Origin of the sequence: Actinotalea alkalitolerans, from assembly GCF_023369855.1 — a bacterium.
Taxonomy (GTDB): domain Bacteria; phylum Actinomycetota; class Actinomycetes; order Actinomycetales; family Cellulomonadaceae; genus Actinotalea.
In genome coordinates this window covers 1-16,195 of sequence record NZ_JAMBPP010000004.1, presented here as the reverse complement: position 1 = coordinate 16,195, position 16,195 = coordinate 1, and the positions used below count along the sequence as shown (strand labels likewise).

Below are 16,195 nucleotides of genomic sequence, written 5' to 3'. Positions count from 1 at the left end.
TGGAGCAGGCAAGGAGGAGGGATCGTGGGGACACCCGCAGCGGTGGCCGGTGACCGTGTCATGGGGACGTGCGTGGGCCACCTGATCCCCGGGCCCGGCGGAGCCGCCGTGCCCGGACCCCCGCTGCCGTTCTCGGCCCCGCTGCTCGAGGGGCTCGCGACGTCGGTCCTCATCGGGGGCAGCCCGGCCGCCGTCGTCGGCTCGGCCGGAATGAACTCGCTCACCCCGCACGCCGGGCTGCACGCCGCCGACCCCGCCTTCGCACCCGCCCTGCAGCGCGCCTCGGTGGTGATGGGCAGCACGACCGTGCTGGCCGAGGGGCGTGGGATGGCAGCGACGGGCGCTCGCGCCCAGCTGTGCCTGGCCCCGGTCGGGACCGTCCAGGGCGGTGTCCCGACCGTGCTCATCGGGGGTGGTCCAGGTGGCTGAGGCCCGGTTCCTCGGTGCCGGTCCGGCCTTCCCGTTCCAGGCCGATCCCGGGGGCTCGCTCATGCTGCGCAGCGGCACCGCCAAGATCGAGGAGAGCATCCGGCTCGTGCTGAGCACCCGCCCCGGAGAGCGGCCCATGCGCCCGACCTTCGGCTGCCGTGCGCACGAGATGGTCTTCTCCCCCTCCGCGAGCCCTCGCACGCTCGGGATGGTCTCGCGCGCCGTCGAGGAGGCGCTCGCGATGTGGGAGCCGCGGATCGACGTCCGCGGGGTGACCGCCTGGCCGGACGCCACCGACCCGACGGTGCTGTACGTCGAGGTCGAGTACGTGGTGCGGGCCACCAACGACCCGCGCAACCTGGTGCACCCCTTCTACACGATCCCGCCCGAGACGGGCGCCGAGATCCGCGAGGAGGAGCACCGATGAGCATCCCCGTGCCGCACCTCGACGACAGGCGCTTCCAGGACCTGGTGGACGACGCCAAGCGTCGGATCGCCGACCGGTGCCCCGAGTGGACCGATCACAACGTCTCCGACCCCGGCGTCACGCTCATCGAGCTGTTCGCGCAGATGGTCGACGAGACGCTGTTCCGCCTCAACCGTGTGCCCGAGACGCTGCTGCTGATGATGATGAACGCGGTCGGCATCCGGCTCCAGCCCGCCCGCTCGGCGCGGACCCGGCTGACCTTCTGGCTCGCCGCGCCGACGCGGTTCTGGGAGGCGGCCACGCAGGACGAGCCGCTGCTCGCGGGCGCCGGGGTCGAGGTCTCGACCGAACGCACCGCGACGGTCGAGCGGGTCGCCTTCCGCACCACCGAGGACCTGCGCGCGTACCGGGCCGAGGTGGTGGGTCGTCACCTGGTCGGCGCGCCAGGCCCCAGGACGGGCGACCCGCGCCCTGCTCCCGGTACCGAGCACGTCGAGGCGCTCGGTACCGGGGTACCCGTCCCCGGGGCCGCCTTCCTGGTCGAGCTCGCGCGTGCCCTGCCCGGGTGCGCGGTGCAGATCGACCTGGACTGCGAGCCGAACCGCGGCTCCGGGGTCCTGCCGGACGACCCGCCGCTGGTGTGGGAGGCATGGGGCCGCGGCACCTGGCAGGTGTGCGAGGTCGACCGCGACACCACCGGTGGGCTCAACCGACCCGGTGCGGTGTACCTGCACGTCCCGTCCGACCACACCGGGATCGCCCTGCCGGGCACGGCCACCTCGGCGTGGTTGCGCTGTCGTCTCGCGACCTCCCGGCCGGGGCAGTCGAGCTACGAGCGCTCACCGTCGGTCGGCCGGATCACGGCCCGGACGATCGGCGTGAGCGTCGACGCGATCCAGGCCGACCAGCTGGTCCGGGGCGAGGTCGTGGGGGTCTCGGACGGCACCTACGGCCAGGCGCCCTTCGTGGTGCGCAACGTGCCGGTCGTCGAGGACGACTCCGGGGGACCTCTGCTGCTCGCGGGGCAGGACCCCGAGCCGTGGACGCCGGTGACGAGCTTCGAGGCGAGCCGTGAGAGCGACCGGCACTACCTGCTGGACCGGGTCGGCGGTGAGATCAGGCTCGGTGTGGCGGTGCGCCAGTCCGACGGGCGCATGCGCCGGTACGCGGCCGTCCCGCCCGCGGCCGCGGCGCTCCGACTGGCCGAGTACCGCGTCGGAGGGGGCGTGCGCGGCAACGTCCGGGCCACCTCGCTGCGGGTGCTCCGGTCCGCGGTGCCGCACGTGCGCTCGGTCGAGAACCGGCACGCGGCCACCGGTGGCGTCGATCCCGAGACGGTCGAGCAGGCGATGGCCCGTGTGCCCCTCTTCCTGCGCCAGCGCACCCGGGCGGTGACCGTCGCCGACTTCGCGCAGATGGCCCGTGACGCGTCGGGCGCCGTCGCGCGCGCTCACGCCGTGCCCGAGGGGGACCCCGAGACGAGCATGTCCGTGCGTGTCCTGGTGGTGCCCGAGCTCGCACCCGACGCCGGTCTGGGTGCGCCGCTGCGGACCTCGGACCTCACCGACGTCCCGCAGACCATGACGGACGTGGCCAGGTACCTCGACGACCGACGGCTGGTGGGTGTGCGCGTGCTGGTCAGCCCGCCCCGCTACGTCCCGTGCCGTGCGACCGTGCGGCTCGCAGCCGACCCCGGGTCGGACGCCGAGGCGGTCGCGGGCGCCGCGACGTCGGCGCTGTACCGCCTGCTGCACCCGTTGCTCGGCGGTGAGCACGGCACGGGCTGGCCCTTCGGCACGGACGTCCAGGTCGGGGACCTGTACGCCGTGCTCCACCGGGTGCCGGGCGTGGCGCGGGTCGAGTCGGTGATGCTGACCGACGGGCAGGACCACGAGACGTCACGGCTGGCCGTGCCCCGCAACGGTCTGCCCCTCAGCCTCGGGCACACGGTGGTGCTGACATGACGCGGGTTCCCCGGCTCGAGACGCTGCTCCATCCCGAACCACCGCGCCGGCTGACGATGTTCGAACGGCTGCCGACGGTCTTCCAGGACCCTGAGCGCTTCCGCCCGGCGCAGGTCGTCGAGGACGGGCTCGCCGGAGGAACCACCTGGGTCACTGCTGAGCACATGCTCGCCCAGGGGAGCGAGGGTGAACGCATCGCCCGGCTGCAGGACGCGCTGGCACGCGCCCGGCACGACCCCGGACCGGCCGACGGCTCGTTCGGGCCTCGCACCGAGAGCGCCGTGCGGGCCTTCCAGCGTCAGCGGGGCCTCGTGGTCGACGGGGTGATCGGACCGCAGACGATGGGTGAGCTGACCGCCCCCCTGCTGCGCCGGTTCCTCGACGGTCTCGACGACGTGCTCGAGCCGCTCACCACGACCATCGACAACCTGGCGGCCTACGTCACGATCGAGACCGCCCCCGACGACGTGCTGCGGTGGCTCGCGTGGATGGTCGGCGCGGACACCATGGCCGAGTGGGGCCACGGTCGCCGCCGGGCAGTGGTCGCGCGCGCGCTGGAGCTGCACGGGTCACGGGGAACCGTTCCCGGCATCGCGGCGGTCGCCGCCCTGCACCTCGACCTGCCGCCGCACGAGGTGCTCGTCACCGACGGGGGCGAGACCTCCTGGGACCTCGACCCGGACGCCGAGCTCAGCACCCGTGCCGACCGGACCGTCCGGGTGAGCCTGCCGGCGTCGGCCGGGGACTTCCGTGGCTCGCGCGGCGACCACCTGAGGAGGCTGCTCGAACCGTCGTTGCCGGTGGGGTTCACGGTCGAGCTCTCGGTCCGCGTCGCGCCCGGCTCGGCCGAGACCGGGACGGCCGAGGGCACCGGCACCGGGGCCGCGGACGGGGCCGGCTGATGATCTCGCCCGAGGTGCGGCTCACCGGTCCGACGGTCCCCCTGACCGGCGGCTCCCGGCTGAGCGGAAGGCTCGTCGTGCGCAACACCGGTCGTGAGGTCGAGCGCTACGAGGTCGTGGCGACCGGTCCGTTGGCGGGCTGGGTGACCCTCCAGGAGTCCGAGGTGCGCATCTGGCCGGGCGAGCAGCGCGAGGTCGGGCTGACCGTCACGCTCCCGACCGGTCCGGCACCACCGGCCGGCGCCTCGGAGATCCGCGTCGTGGCCATCGCGGGTGACGGCGCCTGGGGAGAGGCCCGCCATCCCGTCCAGGTCGCCCCGCACCCGCAGGCCGAGCTGCAGGCCCCCGTCCCGCACGCCATCGGCACCGCGCGTCGTGCGCTGGTGCACCTGGTGGTCGCGAACCCGGGAAACACCCCGCTGGACCTCGAGCTCGTGGCCCGGGACCGCGAGGGTCGTCTCGCCCACGAGGTCCACCGGTCCGGTGCACGCCTGGCCCTGGCCCCGGGCCAGGCGTTCACCGTCCCGCTCCTGCTGCGGTGCACCCGACCGACCTGGCTCGGCCGGTCGGTGCCGCGTGACTACACCGTCGAGGCGGTCGGCACCGTGGCGGCGAGCACCGGGGGGGTCCTGGTCCAGGAGCCGGTGCTGCGGCCGTGGTGGATCCTGGTGCTGGTGGCCGTGCTCCTGCTGGTCGGCACCGTGTTCTCGGGGGACGCCATGTTCGTGGCCATGCTGATCGGGGTCACGACGCTCGCCGTCGTCGCGCTACGGCGATACTCACGCCTGGTCCGTGGTGGACCCGGTGGCCGCTGAACGCTCCGGACCCGCAGACCACCCGATCGTCGTCGGGCTGCTGGCGCTCGCGGCGGTCGCGACGATCCTGACGTTCCTCGTGCAGGTCGGGACGATCTCCTTCCCCTTCATCCCACCGTTCGGCGGGGGCACGTGCACCGACCCGAGCATCTCGTTGAGCGACGGCTCGGCGCCCTCGGGCACGCAGGTGGTCGTCACCGGGCGGGGCTTCGACACCGACAGCACGGTCACCCTGCGATTCCACACCGAGGCGATGCAGCCCGCTCGGACCGACGACGAGGGCAGCTTCGAGGCCGCAGTGGTGATCCCCGGCACGTTCGACCCGTTCGCGCCGACCCAGCTCACCGTGACCGCCGCGACAGGTCCGTGCGCGGCCGCGACGCCGTTCGGGCTGACCCGGGCAGGGGCCGAGGCGCGCTGAGGCACGACCTGCGGGCGACCGCCCAGGCGGGGACGGGCAACCGCTCACGCGGGGACGAGACGGTGACCGTGCGTGTAGGAGTTGAGCTGGGTCCCACGGTTGAAGCCCACCACGGTGAGCCCGAGCTCCTCACCCAGGTCGACCGCGAGGGCCGAGGGCGCCGACACCGCGGAGAGCACCGGGATCCCCGCCATCGCCGCCTTCTGCACCAGCTCGAACGAGGCCCGCCCGGACACCTGGAGCACGGCGCCCTTCACGGGCAGCCGCCCCTCGCGCAGGGCCCAGCCGATCACCTTGTCCACGGCGTTGTGACGCCCCACGTCCTCGCGCACGCAGACCAGGTCGGGCTCCTGCCCACCGTCGGCCGGGGTGAACAGTCCCGCGGCGTGCACCCCACCGGTGCGGTCGAAGAGGAGCTGGCGGTCCCGGAGCCGGTCGGGCAGCGCCAGCAGGTGGTCGAGCCGCACCGTGCAGCGGTCGGCACCCACGTCGTACGGGGGCACGGTGCGTACCGCCTCGATCGACGCGGTCCCGCAGACCCCGCAGCTGCTCGAGGTGTAGACGTTGCGTTGCGCGGACGGGTCGGGCAGCGGTGTCCCGGGCGCCAGGCGGACGTCGACGACGTTGTAGTCACGCTCACCGGTCGCGCCGATCCCGCTCCGGTAGTCCATCCGCGCGATCTGCTCGCCGTCGCGCACCAGGCCCTCGGAGACCAGGAAGCCGGCGATCAGGTCGAAGTCGTCCCCGGGGGTGCGCATCGTGACGGTGAACGGGGTGCCGTGCAGCCGCACCTCGAGCGGCTCCTCCCCCGCGAGCTGGTCCTCGGGCGCACCGACCACCCCCCGAGCCGTCATCCGCTGCACCCTCCACCGCCGGGCCACCCGCCCCATCTGCCGCGCCTCCTCACCCACCCGGCCGATCCGGATCCCCCGGTCTAGCATGACTCGATGACTGGCACACCCGGCGACGGGGTCGACCACGCGGCGTTGCGGGTCGGTCCGCCCCAGCACAGCTCGGCCGGGTTGCCCGGTGTCACCTCGGCGATGCGGCACGTGCTGCGCGAGATGGGCCCGGTGCGTGGGATCCCGTCCCTGCTCAAGCTCAACCAGACCGACGGCATCGACTGCATGAGCTGCGCGTGGCCGGACCCCGAGGCGGGTGACCGCAGCCACGCCGAGTTCTGCGAGAACGGCGCCAAGGCCCTGGCCTCCGAGGCGACCCGCAAGAGGGTCCGGCCCGAGCTCTTCGCCGAGCGCTCGATCGACGAGCTCTTCGCCGCCGACGACTACTGGCTCAACCGGCAGGGCCGGATCACCACCCCGATGCTGCGCGAGGACGGCGCGACCCACTACCGCCCGATCTCGTGGGACGAGGCCTTCAGGCTGATCGCCCAGGAGCTGCGCGGCCTCGACAGCCCGGACCAGGCGGCGTTCTACACCTCGGGACGGACCTCCAACGAGGCCGCCTTCCTCTACCAGCTCATGGTCCGCGGTCTGGGCACCAACAACCTGCCGGACTGCTCGAACATGTGCCACGAGTCCTCGGGCGAGGCCTTGGGCACCACGATCGGGATCGGCAAGGGCTCGGTGACCCTGCACGACGTCGAGACCGCGAGGCTCATCCTCATCGCCGGCCAGAACCCGGGGACCAACCACCCACGGATGCTGAGCTCGTTGGAGAAGGCCAAGCACGGCGGCGCGACGATCGTCGCGATCAACCCGCTGCCCGAGGCAGGGCTGATGCACTACCGCAACCCCCAGACCGTGCGGGGCATGGTGGGCAGGGGCACCTCGATCGCCGACCACCACCTCCAGGTCCGGCTCGGTGGTGACCTGGGCGTCTTCCAGGGCCTGGCCAAGGTGCTGCTCGAGGCCGAGGAGTGCGGGCGGCACACCGTGGGCATGCCCGCGGTCCTGGACCACGTGTTCATCGACCGCCACACCGAGGGCCTCGAGGACTACCTCGACGGCCTGCGCTCGACCTCCTGGGGGGACATCGAGGAGGCCACGGGTCTGCGCGAGGCGCAGATCCGTGAGGTCGGCGAGCTGTTGCTCACCTCGGACCGCACCGTGGTCGCCTGGGCCATGGGGCTCACCCAGCACAAGCACTCGGTGGCCACGATCCAGGAGATCGTCAACCTGGTGCTGCTGCAGGGCAACCTGGGCCGACCGGGAGCGGGGCTGCTCCCGGTCCGGGGCCACTCGAACGTCCAGGGCGACCGGACGATGGGCATCTTCGAGAAGATGCCCACGCCGTTCCTGGACCGGCTCTCGCAGGAGTTCGCCTTCACCAGCCCCCGCGAGCACGGTCACGACACGGTCGAGACCATCCGGGCGATGCGCGACGGCAGGGTGCGCTTCTTCATGTCCATGGGGGGCAACTTCCTCAAGGCCGCGCCCGACTCCACGGTCACGGAGGCGGCGCTGCGCTCGTGCTCGATGACCGTGCAGGTGAGCACCAAGCTCAACCACTCCCACTTCGCCCCGGGCCGCACCGCGCTGATCCTGCCGACCCTGGGCCGCTCCGACCTCGACGTCCAGGCCGGTGGACGGCAGCGGGTGACGGTCGAGGACTCCATGTCGGTCGTCCACGCCTCCTCGGGTCACCTGCGCCCGCCGTCGCCCGACCTGCTCTCGGAGATCGCCATCGTGTGCCGGCTGGCGCGCGCGCTCTTCCACGACGAGCAGGGGCGACCGCTCCCCGGCACCCCACGCGCGGACTGGGCCGCGATGGAGGCGGACTACTGGTTGATCCGACGGCACATCGCCGCGGTCGTCCCGGGGTTCGCCGACTTCGAGGAGCGCATCGACGTGCCCGGTGGGTTCCGGCTGCCGCACGGACCGCATGACGTGCGGGTCTTCGAGACCACGAGCACCAAGGCCCACTTCACCCGGACCCCGCTGTGGTGGCCGCGGGTCCCACCGGGGCGGCTGCTGCTGCAGACGCTGCGCTCGCACGACCAGTACAACACCACGGTGTACGGCCCGGACGATCGTTACCGTGGCATCACCGGGGGCCGACGCGTGGTGATGGTCAACCAGGACGACCTCACCGAGCTGGGCCTGGCCGACGGCGACGTCGTGGACCTGGTCTCAGAGTTCACCGACGGGGTCGAGCGGCGGGCCGACGGCTTCCGGGTGGTCGCCTACGACACGGCCCGGGGCTGCGCAGCGGCGTACTTCCCCGAGACCAACGTGCTGGTCCCGCTCGACTCGACCGCCGACCGGTCCAACACCCCGACGAGCAAGTCCGTCGTGATCCGGCTCGAGCGCCCCCGGGCGCCGGATCGCGGGATCTCACCGCATCGGTGAACCTGGCAGGACATGGAGCACCCCGTCCCGGGGCGCTCGACCGATCAGAGAGGATCGAACATGTCAGGGAACAGGGCCGTTGCCTACAAGGGACCAGGCGACGTCGAGGTCATCGACATCGACTACCCGACCTTCGAGCTCAAGGACGGGCCCGGCGTCAACCCCGCCAACGTGGGACGCAGCGTGCACCACGGGGTGATCCTGAAGACCGTCGCGACCAACATCTGCGGCTCCGACCAGCACATGGTGCGTGGTCGTACCACCGCCCCACCGAACCTGGTGCTGGGCCACGAGATCACCGGCGAGGTCGTCGAGGTCGGCCGGGACGTCGAGTTCATCCAGGTCGGCGACATCGTCTCGGTGCCCTTCAACATCGCCTGCGGACGCTGTCGCAACTGCAAGGAGCGCAAGACGGGCATCTGCCTCAACGTCAACCCCGATCGTCCGGGAAGTGCCTACGGCTACGTCGACATGGGTGGCTGGGTCGGCGGGCAGGCCGAGTACGTGCTGATCCCCTACGCGGACTGGAACCTGCTGAGGTTCCCCGACCGGGACCAGGCCCTGGAGAAGATCCTGGACCTGGCGATGCTCTCGGACATCTTCCCGACCGGCTTCCACGGTGCGGTCACCGCAGGTGTGGGTGTCGGCTCCACGGTCTACGTGGCCGGTGCCGGGCCGGTGGGCCTCGCCGCGGCGACCGGTGCGCTGCTCCTGGGAGCTGCTGTCGTCATCGTGGGCGACATGAACACCGACCGGCTGGCGCAGGCCCGCAGCTTCGGCTGCGAGACGGTCGACCTGACCCAGGGTGACCCGCAGGACCAGATCGAGCAGATCCTCGGGGTCCCGGAGGTCGACTGCGGTGTGGACGCGGTGGGCTTCGAGGCGAGGGGCCACGGCAAGGATGCCGACCACGAGGCACCGGCGACCGTCCTGAACTCGCTGATGGACCTGACCGCTGCGGGCGGCGCGCTGGGCATCCCCGGTCTGTACGTCACGGGCGACCCGGGTGGCATCGACGAGGCGGCCCAGAAGGGCGCGCTGTCTCTCAGCCTGGGGACCGGCTGGGCGAAGTCGTTGTCCTTCACCACCGGCCAGTGCCCGGTGATGAAGTACAACCGCGAGCTGATGATGGCGATCCTGCACGACCGGGTGAGCATCGCCAAGAACGTCAACGCCTCGGCCATCACCCTCGAGGACGCCCCTCGGGGCTATGCCGAGTTCGACGCCGGCGCGGCCCAGAAGTACGTGCTCGACCCCAACGGGTACCTGAAGTCGGCGTGATCCGCCGGGGTTCCGACCGGCTCACGCCCGTTGGCGGGCGCTCCCGGCCCCGATGAGTCGCCGCTGGAGGGGCTGCACCTCCTCCAGCGGCGGTGGGGGCCTGCGTGGGGTCTCGACGACGCTCGGTGCCGTCACCGTGCCCAGCACCGCCGTGGACTCCTCCGGGCGCGCAGGGGCGGCCGGAGGAACCTCCGCGGCAGGTTCCAGGCCGGCCCACAGCGCGAGCTCCCAGCCCTCCGGGTACCGGCCGTGAGCACGGATCTGCCCGTCGACCAGCACGATCGGCAGCACCCGTTCCCCGAGGACGGTCAGGAGGAACCGCACGACGTCCTGCTCGACGAAGGCGTGAGGCGCGTCGGCGAGCGTCGATCGCCGCACGTGGACGCCCCGCGCAGCGAGTCGGTGAAGCTCGCTGTGGAAGCGACAGGACTCGACGTGCACGCCCGTACGGGGCCCGACCTCGCACGGGTCCCCCGCGCAGCAGCGGAGCGGATCGAAGATCTCGAGCAGCGCCATGATGGCCCCCGACGTCGCTGGTGACGGCCTGGTCTCCATGATGGCACTGCGGGCGCGACGCCGCAGGCTCTCCAGGCCGCAGGCTCTCCAGGGAGCGACGGCCTTCGAGATGCCGGACGCTCGCTCCGGACAGCGCTGAGGCCCTACCGGCAGCGCCGGCAGGGCCTCAGGTGGTCGTGCGGTGGGGGCGTCAGCCCTGCGCGTCGCGCGGCTGCGGCACGCCGCTGAGCAGGCCACGCACCTCGGACTCGCTGTAGCGACGGTGGCCTCCCAGCGTGCGGATCGCGGAGAGCTTGCCTGCCTTGGCCCAGCGGGTGACCGTCTTGGGGTCGACACGGAACATGCTCGCCACCTCGGAGGGGGTGAGCAGCGCACCGGAGACCTCGGGACGGCTCGTGGGCTGGTTGCTGGTCTGCAGTGACATGTGCTGCTTCCTGTCGTTCGGTGAGCCCGGCGGACCTCATGGGTTCCGTAGCTTTGCGTCCCCACCTCGCGGTGAGTTTGCCCTTTTCGCTGACGTGGACAGGTTGACACAATCCGGACATCGAAGCAAACGTCCCAGGCAGGTTCACCCGAACGGGCCAGCGCCCGACGGGCAACCGCGGGAAAGCGCAACCCGCCACCACCTGGCGCGAGCCGGCCGGTTCGCCGCGCGGTCGTCGGCGACCCGACCTACCGTGAACCGACACCATCCACACGATCACGGAGGTCGCCATGCCCTCGGTCGAGCAGTCCATCGACGTCGACGTCCCCCTGTCCACCGCGTACAACCAGTGGACGCAGTTCGAGTCGTTCCCGCACTTCATGAAGGGGGTGGAGTCGATCACCCAGACCGACGAGACCCACACCCACTGGAAGACCTCGATCGGCGGGGTCGAGCGCGAGTTCGACACCGAGATCACCGAGCAGCACCCCGACGAGCGGGTCGCCTGGCGCAGCGTCGACGGCAAGACCCACGCGGGCGTGGTCACCTTCCACCGGATCAGCGACACCACCACGCGCCTGATGGTCCAGATCGACTGGGAGACCGAGTCGATCACCGAGAAGCTCGGTGCGGCCATCGGCGTCGACGACGCCCAGGTCAAGGGTGACCTCAAGCGGTTCAAGGAGTTCATCGAGTCGCGGGGCGGCGAGACCGGCGCGTGGCGGGGCGACGTCGAGCACCCGTAACGTCTGCGCATGACCGAGCCGCACCCGCTGGACCTGCCCACCGCCGCGGACCTGCGGGCCCGCGGGAGCCTGAAGTGGACAGCCGTCCCGTCGGACATCGCGGCGTGGGTCGCCGAGTCCGACCTCGGTACCGCCCCGGCCGTCACGGCAGCCCTGCACGCTGCCGTCGACGCCGGGGTGTTCGGCTACCTGCCGCCGGCGGTACGGGCCGACATGGCCCGGGCGTGCGCCCAGTGGCACTCCGCGCGGTACGGGTGGGAGGTCCCGGTCGGGCGTGTGCACCCGGTGCCCGACGTGCTCGACGCACTCAAGACCGTGATCGAGCACTTCTCCCGGCCCGGCTCCCCCGTGATCGTCCCGACCCCGGCCTACATGCCGTTCCTCACCGCGCCTCGGGCCTGGGGACGTCGCGTGATCCAGGTCCCGATGCAGACCGCACCCGGCCCGACCGGGCCTGGTGACGACCCGGCGCCCGACGTGATGGGCCTGGACCTGCCGGCCCTCGAGGCGGCCTTCACCGCCGGCGGGCACCTGCTGGTGCTGACCAACCCGCACAACCCGACCGGACGTGTCATGCGTCGCGAGGAGCTCCTCGCGCTGGCGGAGGTCGTCGAGCGCCACGGCGGACGGGTCTTCGCGGACGAGATCCACGCCCCGCTGACCCTCGACGGCGCCCAGCACGTCCCCTACGCCTCGGTCTCCTCAGCAGCGGCGGGCCACACGGTGACCGCGACGTCGGCCTCCAAGGCCTGGAACCTGCCCGGCCTCAAGTGCGCGCAGATCGTGCTCAGCAACGACGCCGACGTCGAGCGGTGGCGTCCGCTGGACCACCTGGCCACCCACGGCGCTTCGACCCTGGGAGCGATCGCCAACACCGCGGCGTACAGCTCGGGCGGGCAGTGGCTCGACGGGATGCTGCCCTACCTCCAGGGAAACAGCCGGGCGCTCGGTGACGTCCTGGCCGAGCACGCGCCGCACGTGGGGTACACCCGGCCGCAAGGCACCTACCTTGCCTGGCTCGACCTGAGGTGCGCCCTGCCCTCGCCGTCCGACCCCGCGGCAGCGGCCGAGGCCGTCCGAGACCTCGTGGCGCGCAGCGGGGTCGCGCTGGTCGACGGCACCGCCTGCGGCGAGGCCGGGCGGGGCTTCGTCCGGCTCAACCTGGCGATGCCCCGCCCGCTGGTGGTCGAGGCAGGTCGACGACTCGCCGCCTGCCTCGACCGCTGACGCACCGTCGCGGGTGCGTCCGACCTCAGGCGGAGCCGGTGGTGCTGCCCTCCGCACGGGTTTCATCAGCCTGCGCCGAGCCGATCGCGGTCGGCGCCGCCGCGTGCTGGATCTCGATCCGGCGCGGCTTGGCCTGCTCGGCGACGGGGATGGTCAGGGTCAGCACGCCGTCGGTGTAGCTGGCCTCGACCGCATCGAGGGAGACACCCCTGCCCAGGGTGAGCTGCCGCACGTAGGTACCCGAGGGGCGCTCGCGCGCGAGCCACTGGACGTCGCCCTCGGCGCGCGCCGTGCGCTCACCGCGGATGGTCAGGGTGCGGTCCTCGACGTTCACGTCGACGCTGCCGGGGTCGGCGCCCGGGAGGTCGAGGTGCAGGACGTAGTGGTCGCCCGAGCGGTAGAGATCCATCGGCATGGTCGGGACCGACGACATCGACCCTGCCTCGCGCGCAGCGCCCATGATCTGGTCCATCCACCGTGCCGTCTCGACGAACGGGTCGTACCGGGTAGCCACACGGATCACCTCCTCCGAGAGCGCCCCGGACCCTCCGGGGCGCGGTGCTGACCTGGGCGGAGACCCCTCCGACGCCAGGTGGCTACCTCTTCGTTCTAGCACTCTCACCCCCGGAGTGCCAACTGCTTCCGGCGTCGTCGTCGACCTGGTGACTCAGTGTCAGGACCTTGGACACACGGCTGGCCGCCCGCGGTCACCTAACGTCGTAGATGGGTCAACGGGGACCCGACCATCCACCAGCCACTGCGAGATGACCGGGAGAATCCCGTGAGTGCACGAGCACGTTCTGCCACGTCCACCGAACCGAGTGTTGCGGCCACCGCACCGTCGTCCGCGATCGACGACCTCGTCGCCGGAGCGACCAAGGCGTTGGCCGCCTACGCCTCCTTCAACCAGGCCGAGATCGACCACATCGTCAAGAAGGCCTCCGTCGCCGCGCTGAACCAGCACGGTCAGCTCGCCCAGCTCGCCGTCACCGAGACCCGCCGCGGCGTGTTCGAGGACAAGGCGGTCAAGAACATCTTCGCCTGCGAGCACGTCACCAACTCGATGGCCGCGCTCAAGACGGTCGGCATCGTCGGACGGGACGACCTCAACGGCATCGTCGAGATCGCCGAGCCCGTCGGCGTGGTCTGCGGCGTGACCCCGGTGACCAACCCGACCTCGACCGCGATCTTCAAGTCCCTCGTGGCCCTCAAGACGCGCAACCCGATCATCTTCGCCTTCCACCCCTCGGCCCAGGAGTGCTCGGTCGCCGCAGCGAAGATCGTCCGCGACGCCGCCATCGCTGCGGGCGCACCCGAGAACTGCATCCAGTGGGTCTCGACCCCGTCGATCGACGCCACCAACGAGCTGATGAACCACAAGGGCGTCGCGCTGATCCTGGCCACCGGCGGCAACGCCATGGTCAAGGCCGCGTACTCGTGCGGCAAGCCGGCCCTCGGCGTCGGAGCGGGCAACGTCCCCGCCTACATCGAGAAGTCCGCCAAGCTCAAGCGCGCCGTCAACGACGTCGTGATGTCGAAGTGCTTCGACAACGGCATGGTGTGCGCCTCGGAGCAGGCCGTCATCCTCGACACCGAGATCTACGACACCGCGATGGCCGAGTTCGCCACGCTGCACGCATACCGCTGCAACCCGGCCGAGAAGGCGATGCTCGAGAAGTTCATCTTCGGCGTCGAGGCGGAGTCGGCCAACTGCGCCGGTGCCAAGCTCAACGCCGCCGTCGTGGGCCAGAGCCCGCAGTGGATCGCGCAGCAGGCCGGCTTCACGGTGCCGGACACGACGTCGATCCTGCTCGCCGAGGTCTCGCTGGTCGGTCCGGCCGAGCCGCTGACCCGCGAGAAGCTGGCCCCCGTCCTGGCGGTGCTGCGCGCCGACACGCGTGAGCACGGCATCCGGCTGGCCGAGCAGATGGTCGAGTTCGACGGTCTGGGCCACAGCGCGGCCATCCACTCCGAGGACAAGGACCTGGTCGAGGAGTTCGGCAGCCGCGTCAAGGCGGTCCGCGTCATCTGGAACTCGCCGAGCTCGCACGGCGGCATCGGCGACATCTACAACGCCTTCATCCCCTCGCTCACGCTGGGATGCGGCAGCTACGGCGCGAACTCGGTCTCCAACAACGTCTCGGCGGTCAACCTGGTGAACATCAAGCGGATCGGCCGGCGCAACAACAACCTGCAGTGGTTCAAGGTGCCCAGCAAGACGTACTTCGAGCCGAACGCGATCCGCTACCTCGCGGACATGCCCGACATCCACCGGGTGACGGTCGTGACCGACGCGACGATGACCAAGCTGGGCTTCGTCGACAAGGTGCTGGACGTGCTGGCCCGACGCCCCGAGAAGATCGCCCTGCAGATCATCGACAACATCGAGCCCGAGCCGACCATCGCGAGCGTCGACCGCGGCGCCGAGCAGATGCGTGAGTTCAACCCGGACACGATCATCGCCCTGGGTGGTGGCTCGCCGATGGACGCCGCGAAGGTCATGTGGCTGCGCTACGAGCACCCCGAGATCGTCTTCGCCGACATGCGGGAGAAGTTCTTCGACGTCCGCAAGCGTGCGTTCAAGTTCCCGACCCTGGGTGAGAAGGCCAAGCTCGTCTGCATCCCGACCACGTCGGGGACCGGCGCCGAGGTGACCCCCTTCGCGGTCATCACCGACCAGACCACGGGCATCAAGTACCCGCTCGCGGACTACGCCCTGACCCCGACCGTCGCGATCATCGACCCCGCGCTGACGGGCAAGATGCCGGCCTCGCTCGCGGCCGACTCGGGCTTCGACGCCCTGACCCACGCCACCGAGGCGTTCGTCTCGGTGTACGCCAACGACTTCACCGACGGCATGGCGCTGCAGGCCATCCGCCTGATCTTCGAGAACCTCGAGGAGTCGGTCGTCGGCGGCGAGGCGGCTGTCACCGCCCGCGAGAAGATGCACAACGCGGGCACCATCGCGGGCATGGCCTTCGGCAACGCGTTCCTGGGGATCGTGCACGCCATGGCCCACACGATCGGCTCGACGTTCCACCTGGTCCACGGCCGGACGAACGCCACGCTGCTCTCGCACGTGATCCGCTACAACGGCACGGTGCCCACCAAGCTCACCAGCTGGCCCAAGTACGAGCACTACGTGGCCCCGGAGCGTTTCCAGGAGATCGCGAAGATGCTCGGGCTCCCGGCCTCGACCCCGGCCGAGGGCGTCGAGTCCTACGCCCAGGCCATCGAGAAGCTGCGCGACGCCGTCGGCATCCCGCCGTCGTTCGCCGCGCAGGGTGTCTCCGAGAAGGACTTCATCGGCAAGCTCGACGACCTGGCGATGCGCTCCTACGAGGACCAGTGCGCGCCGGCGAACCCGCGCATGCCGATGCTGGACGACATGAAGGACCTCATGACTGCGGCGTACTACGGGACGTCGCTGCAGGACGTGCGCTCCCGGCGCACGGCGGCAGGAGAGGCTGAGCAGTCCACCCAGGAGACTGCTTCTGCGTCCTGACGCATCGGGTGTGCCCGCTCGGTCGCGCGAGCGGGCACACCTGCGTCCGGAGCCCTGACTGTCCGGACGCCAGGAGGGGGGGCCCCCCCCGCCCGCGGGGGGGGCGGCCGGCCGGGGGGGGGGGGGGCGCCCCCGCGGGGGGGGGGGGGGGGGGGGGGGGGGCCCGCGGCCCGCCCCCGCCCCCCAGGGCAACGCACGGGAGCTCCGGCGGCGGGGGGGCCGCGAGG

15 protein-coding genes and 1 riboswitch are annotated in these 16,195 nt (G+C 71.6%); of the genes, 11 read left to right on the top strand and 4 right to left on the bottom strand.

The genetic code is table 11. From position 1 onward, the window contains the following. Window positions 1-24 precede the first annotated feature (24 nt). From M1R94_RS05290 to M1R94_RS05265, 6 genes are read left to right on the top strand one after another with little or no spacing between them, the layout of a single operon-like run. A complete protein-coding gene (locus M1R94_RS05290) occupies window positions 25-429 on the top strand; it encodes a PAAR domain-containing protein (RefSeq protein ID WP_249380635.1) in 405 nt (134 codons plus the stop codon). Continuing rightward, entirely contained in the window at window positions 422-856 is a 435-nt protein-coding gene (locus M1R94_RS05285) for a GPW/gp25 family protein (protein ID WP_249380634.1), read from the top strand. The genes M1R94_RS05290 and M1R94_RS05285 overlap by 8 nt, the downstream gene beginning before the upstream one ends. Next, window positions 853-2,820 carry a putative baseplate assembly protein gene (locus tag M1R94_RS05280; RefSeq protein ID WP_249380633.1) on the top strand — a complete coding sequence of 656 codons (1,968 nt, stop codon included), beginning with the start codon at window positions 853-855 and terminating at the stop codon, window positions 2,818-2,820. Before M1R94_RS05285 ends, M1R94_RS05280 begins: the two co-directional genes overlap by 4 nt. After that, the gene (locus M1R94_RS05275) at window positions 2,817-3,722 is read left to right on the top strand and encodes a peptidoglycan-binding protein (protein ID WP_249380632.1); all 906 of its coding nucleotides are present in this window, start codon (window positions 2,817-2,819) and stop codon (window positions 3,720-3,722) included. The genes M1R94_RS05280 and M1R94_RS05275 overlap by 4 nt, the downstream gene beginning before the upstream one ends. Next, entirely contained in the window at window positions 3,722-4,537 is an 816-nt protein-coding gene (locus M1R94_RS05270) for a COG1470 family protein (RefSeq protein WP_249380631.1), read from the top strand. The genes M1R94_RS05275 and M1R94_RS05270 overlap by 1 nt, the downstream gene beginning before the upstream one ends. Continuing rightward, window positions 4,527-4,958: an immunoglobulin domain-containing protein gene (locus tag M1R94_RS05265; RefSeq protein WP_249380630.1), complete on the top strand. Its 432-nt coding sequence runs from the start codon at window positions 4,527-4,529 to the stop codon at window positions 4,956-4,958. The genes M1R94_RS05270 and M1R94_RS05265 overlap by 11 nt, the downstream gene beginning before the upstream one ends. A gap of 44 nt (window positions 4,959-5,002) precedes the next feature. On the opposite strand, the gene fdhD is transcribed toward M1R94_RS05265, so the two are convergent. Continuing rightward, a complete protein-coding gene (fdhD, locus tag M1R94_RS05260; RefSeq protein ID WP_283252991.1) occupies window positions 5,003-5,848 on the bottom strand; it encodes a formate dehydrogenase accessory sulfurtransferase FdhD in 846 nt (281 codons plus the stop codon). A gap of 57 nt (window positions 5,849-5,905) precedes the next feature. On the opposite strand from fdhD, the gene M1R94_RS05255 reads away from it, so the two are divergent. Continuing rightward, window positions 5,906-8,269, top strand: a complete 2,364-nt coding sequence (locus M1R94_RS05255; protein ID WP_249380628.1) for an FdhF/YdeP family oxidoreductase — start codon at window positions 5,906-5,908, stop codon at window positions 8,267-8,269. 60 nt (window positions 8,270-8,329) lie between these two features. Further along, window positions 8,330-9,550, top strand: coding sequence for a formaldehyde dehydrogenase, glutathione-independent (fdhA, locus tag M1R94_RS05250; RefSeq protein WP_249380627.1), 1,221 nt, complete (start codon window positions 8,330-8,332; stop codon window positions 9,548-9,550). A 21-nt stretch (window positions 9,551-9,571) separates the two neighbouring features. Here the strand turns inward: fdhA and M1R94_RS05245 are convergent, their stop codons facing one another. Further along, entirely contained in the window at window positions 9,572-10,105 is a 534-nt protein-coding gene (locus M1R94_RS05245; RefSeq protein WP_249380626.1) for an arsenic metallochaperone ArsD family protein, read from the bottom strand. Window positions 10,106-10,256: 151 nt separating this feature from the next. After that, window positions 10,257-10,490, bottom strand: coding sequence for a BldC family transcriptional regulator (locus tag M1R94_RS05240; RefSeq protein WP_249380625.1), 234 nt, complete (start codon window positions 10,488-10,490; stop codon window positions 10,257-10,259). 16 nt (window positions 10,491-10,506) lie between these two features. Next, window positions 10,507-10,582: riboswitch (cyclic di-GMP riboswitch) on the bottom strand. Window positions 10,583-10,780: 198 nt separating this feature from the next. Between M1R94_RS05240 and M1R94_RS05235 the strand changes: the two genes are divergently transcribed. Continuing rightward, on the top strand, window positions 10,781-11,236 hold the full coding sequence (locus M1R94_RS05235; RefSeq protein ID WP_249380624.1) for an SRPBCC family protein: 456 nt from the start codon (window positions 10,781-10,783) through the stop codon (window positions 11,234-11,236). A gap of 9 nt (window positions 11,237-11,245) precedes the next feature. Further along, entirely contained in the window at window positions 11,246-12,463 is a 1,218-nt protein-coding gene (locus M1R94_RS05230) for a MalY/PatB family protein (RefSeq protein ID WP_249380623.1), read from the top strand. Window positions 12,464-12,488: 25 nt separating this feature from the next. On the opposite strand, the gene M1R94_RS05225 is transcribed toward M1R94_RS05230, so the two are convergent. Further along, on the bottom strand, window positions 12,489-12,977 hold the full coding sequence (locus M1R94_RS05225; protein WP_249380622.1) for an Hsp20/alpha crystallin family protein: 489 nt from the start codon (window positions 12,975-12,977) through the stop codon (window positions 12,489-12,491). Between the two features lie 267 nt (window positions 12,978-13,244). On the opposite strand from M1R94_RS05225, the gene adhE reads away from it, so the two are divergent. Beyond that, window positions 13,245-15,968 carry a bifunctional acetaldehyde-CoA/alcohol dehydrogenase gene (adhE, locus tag M1R94_RS05220; protein ID WP_249380621.1) on the top strand — a complete coding sequence of 908 codons (2,724 nt, stop codon included), beginning with the start codon at window positions 13,245-13,247 and terminating at the stop codon, window positions 15,966-15,968. Window positions 15,969-16,195 lie beyond the last annotated feature (227 nt).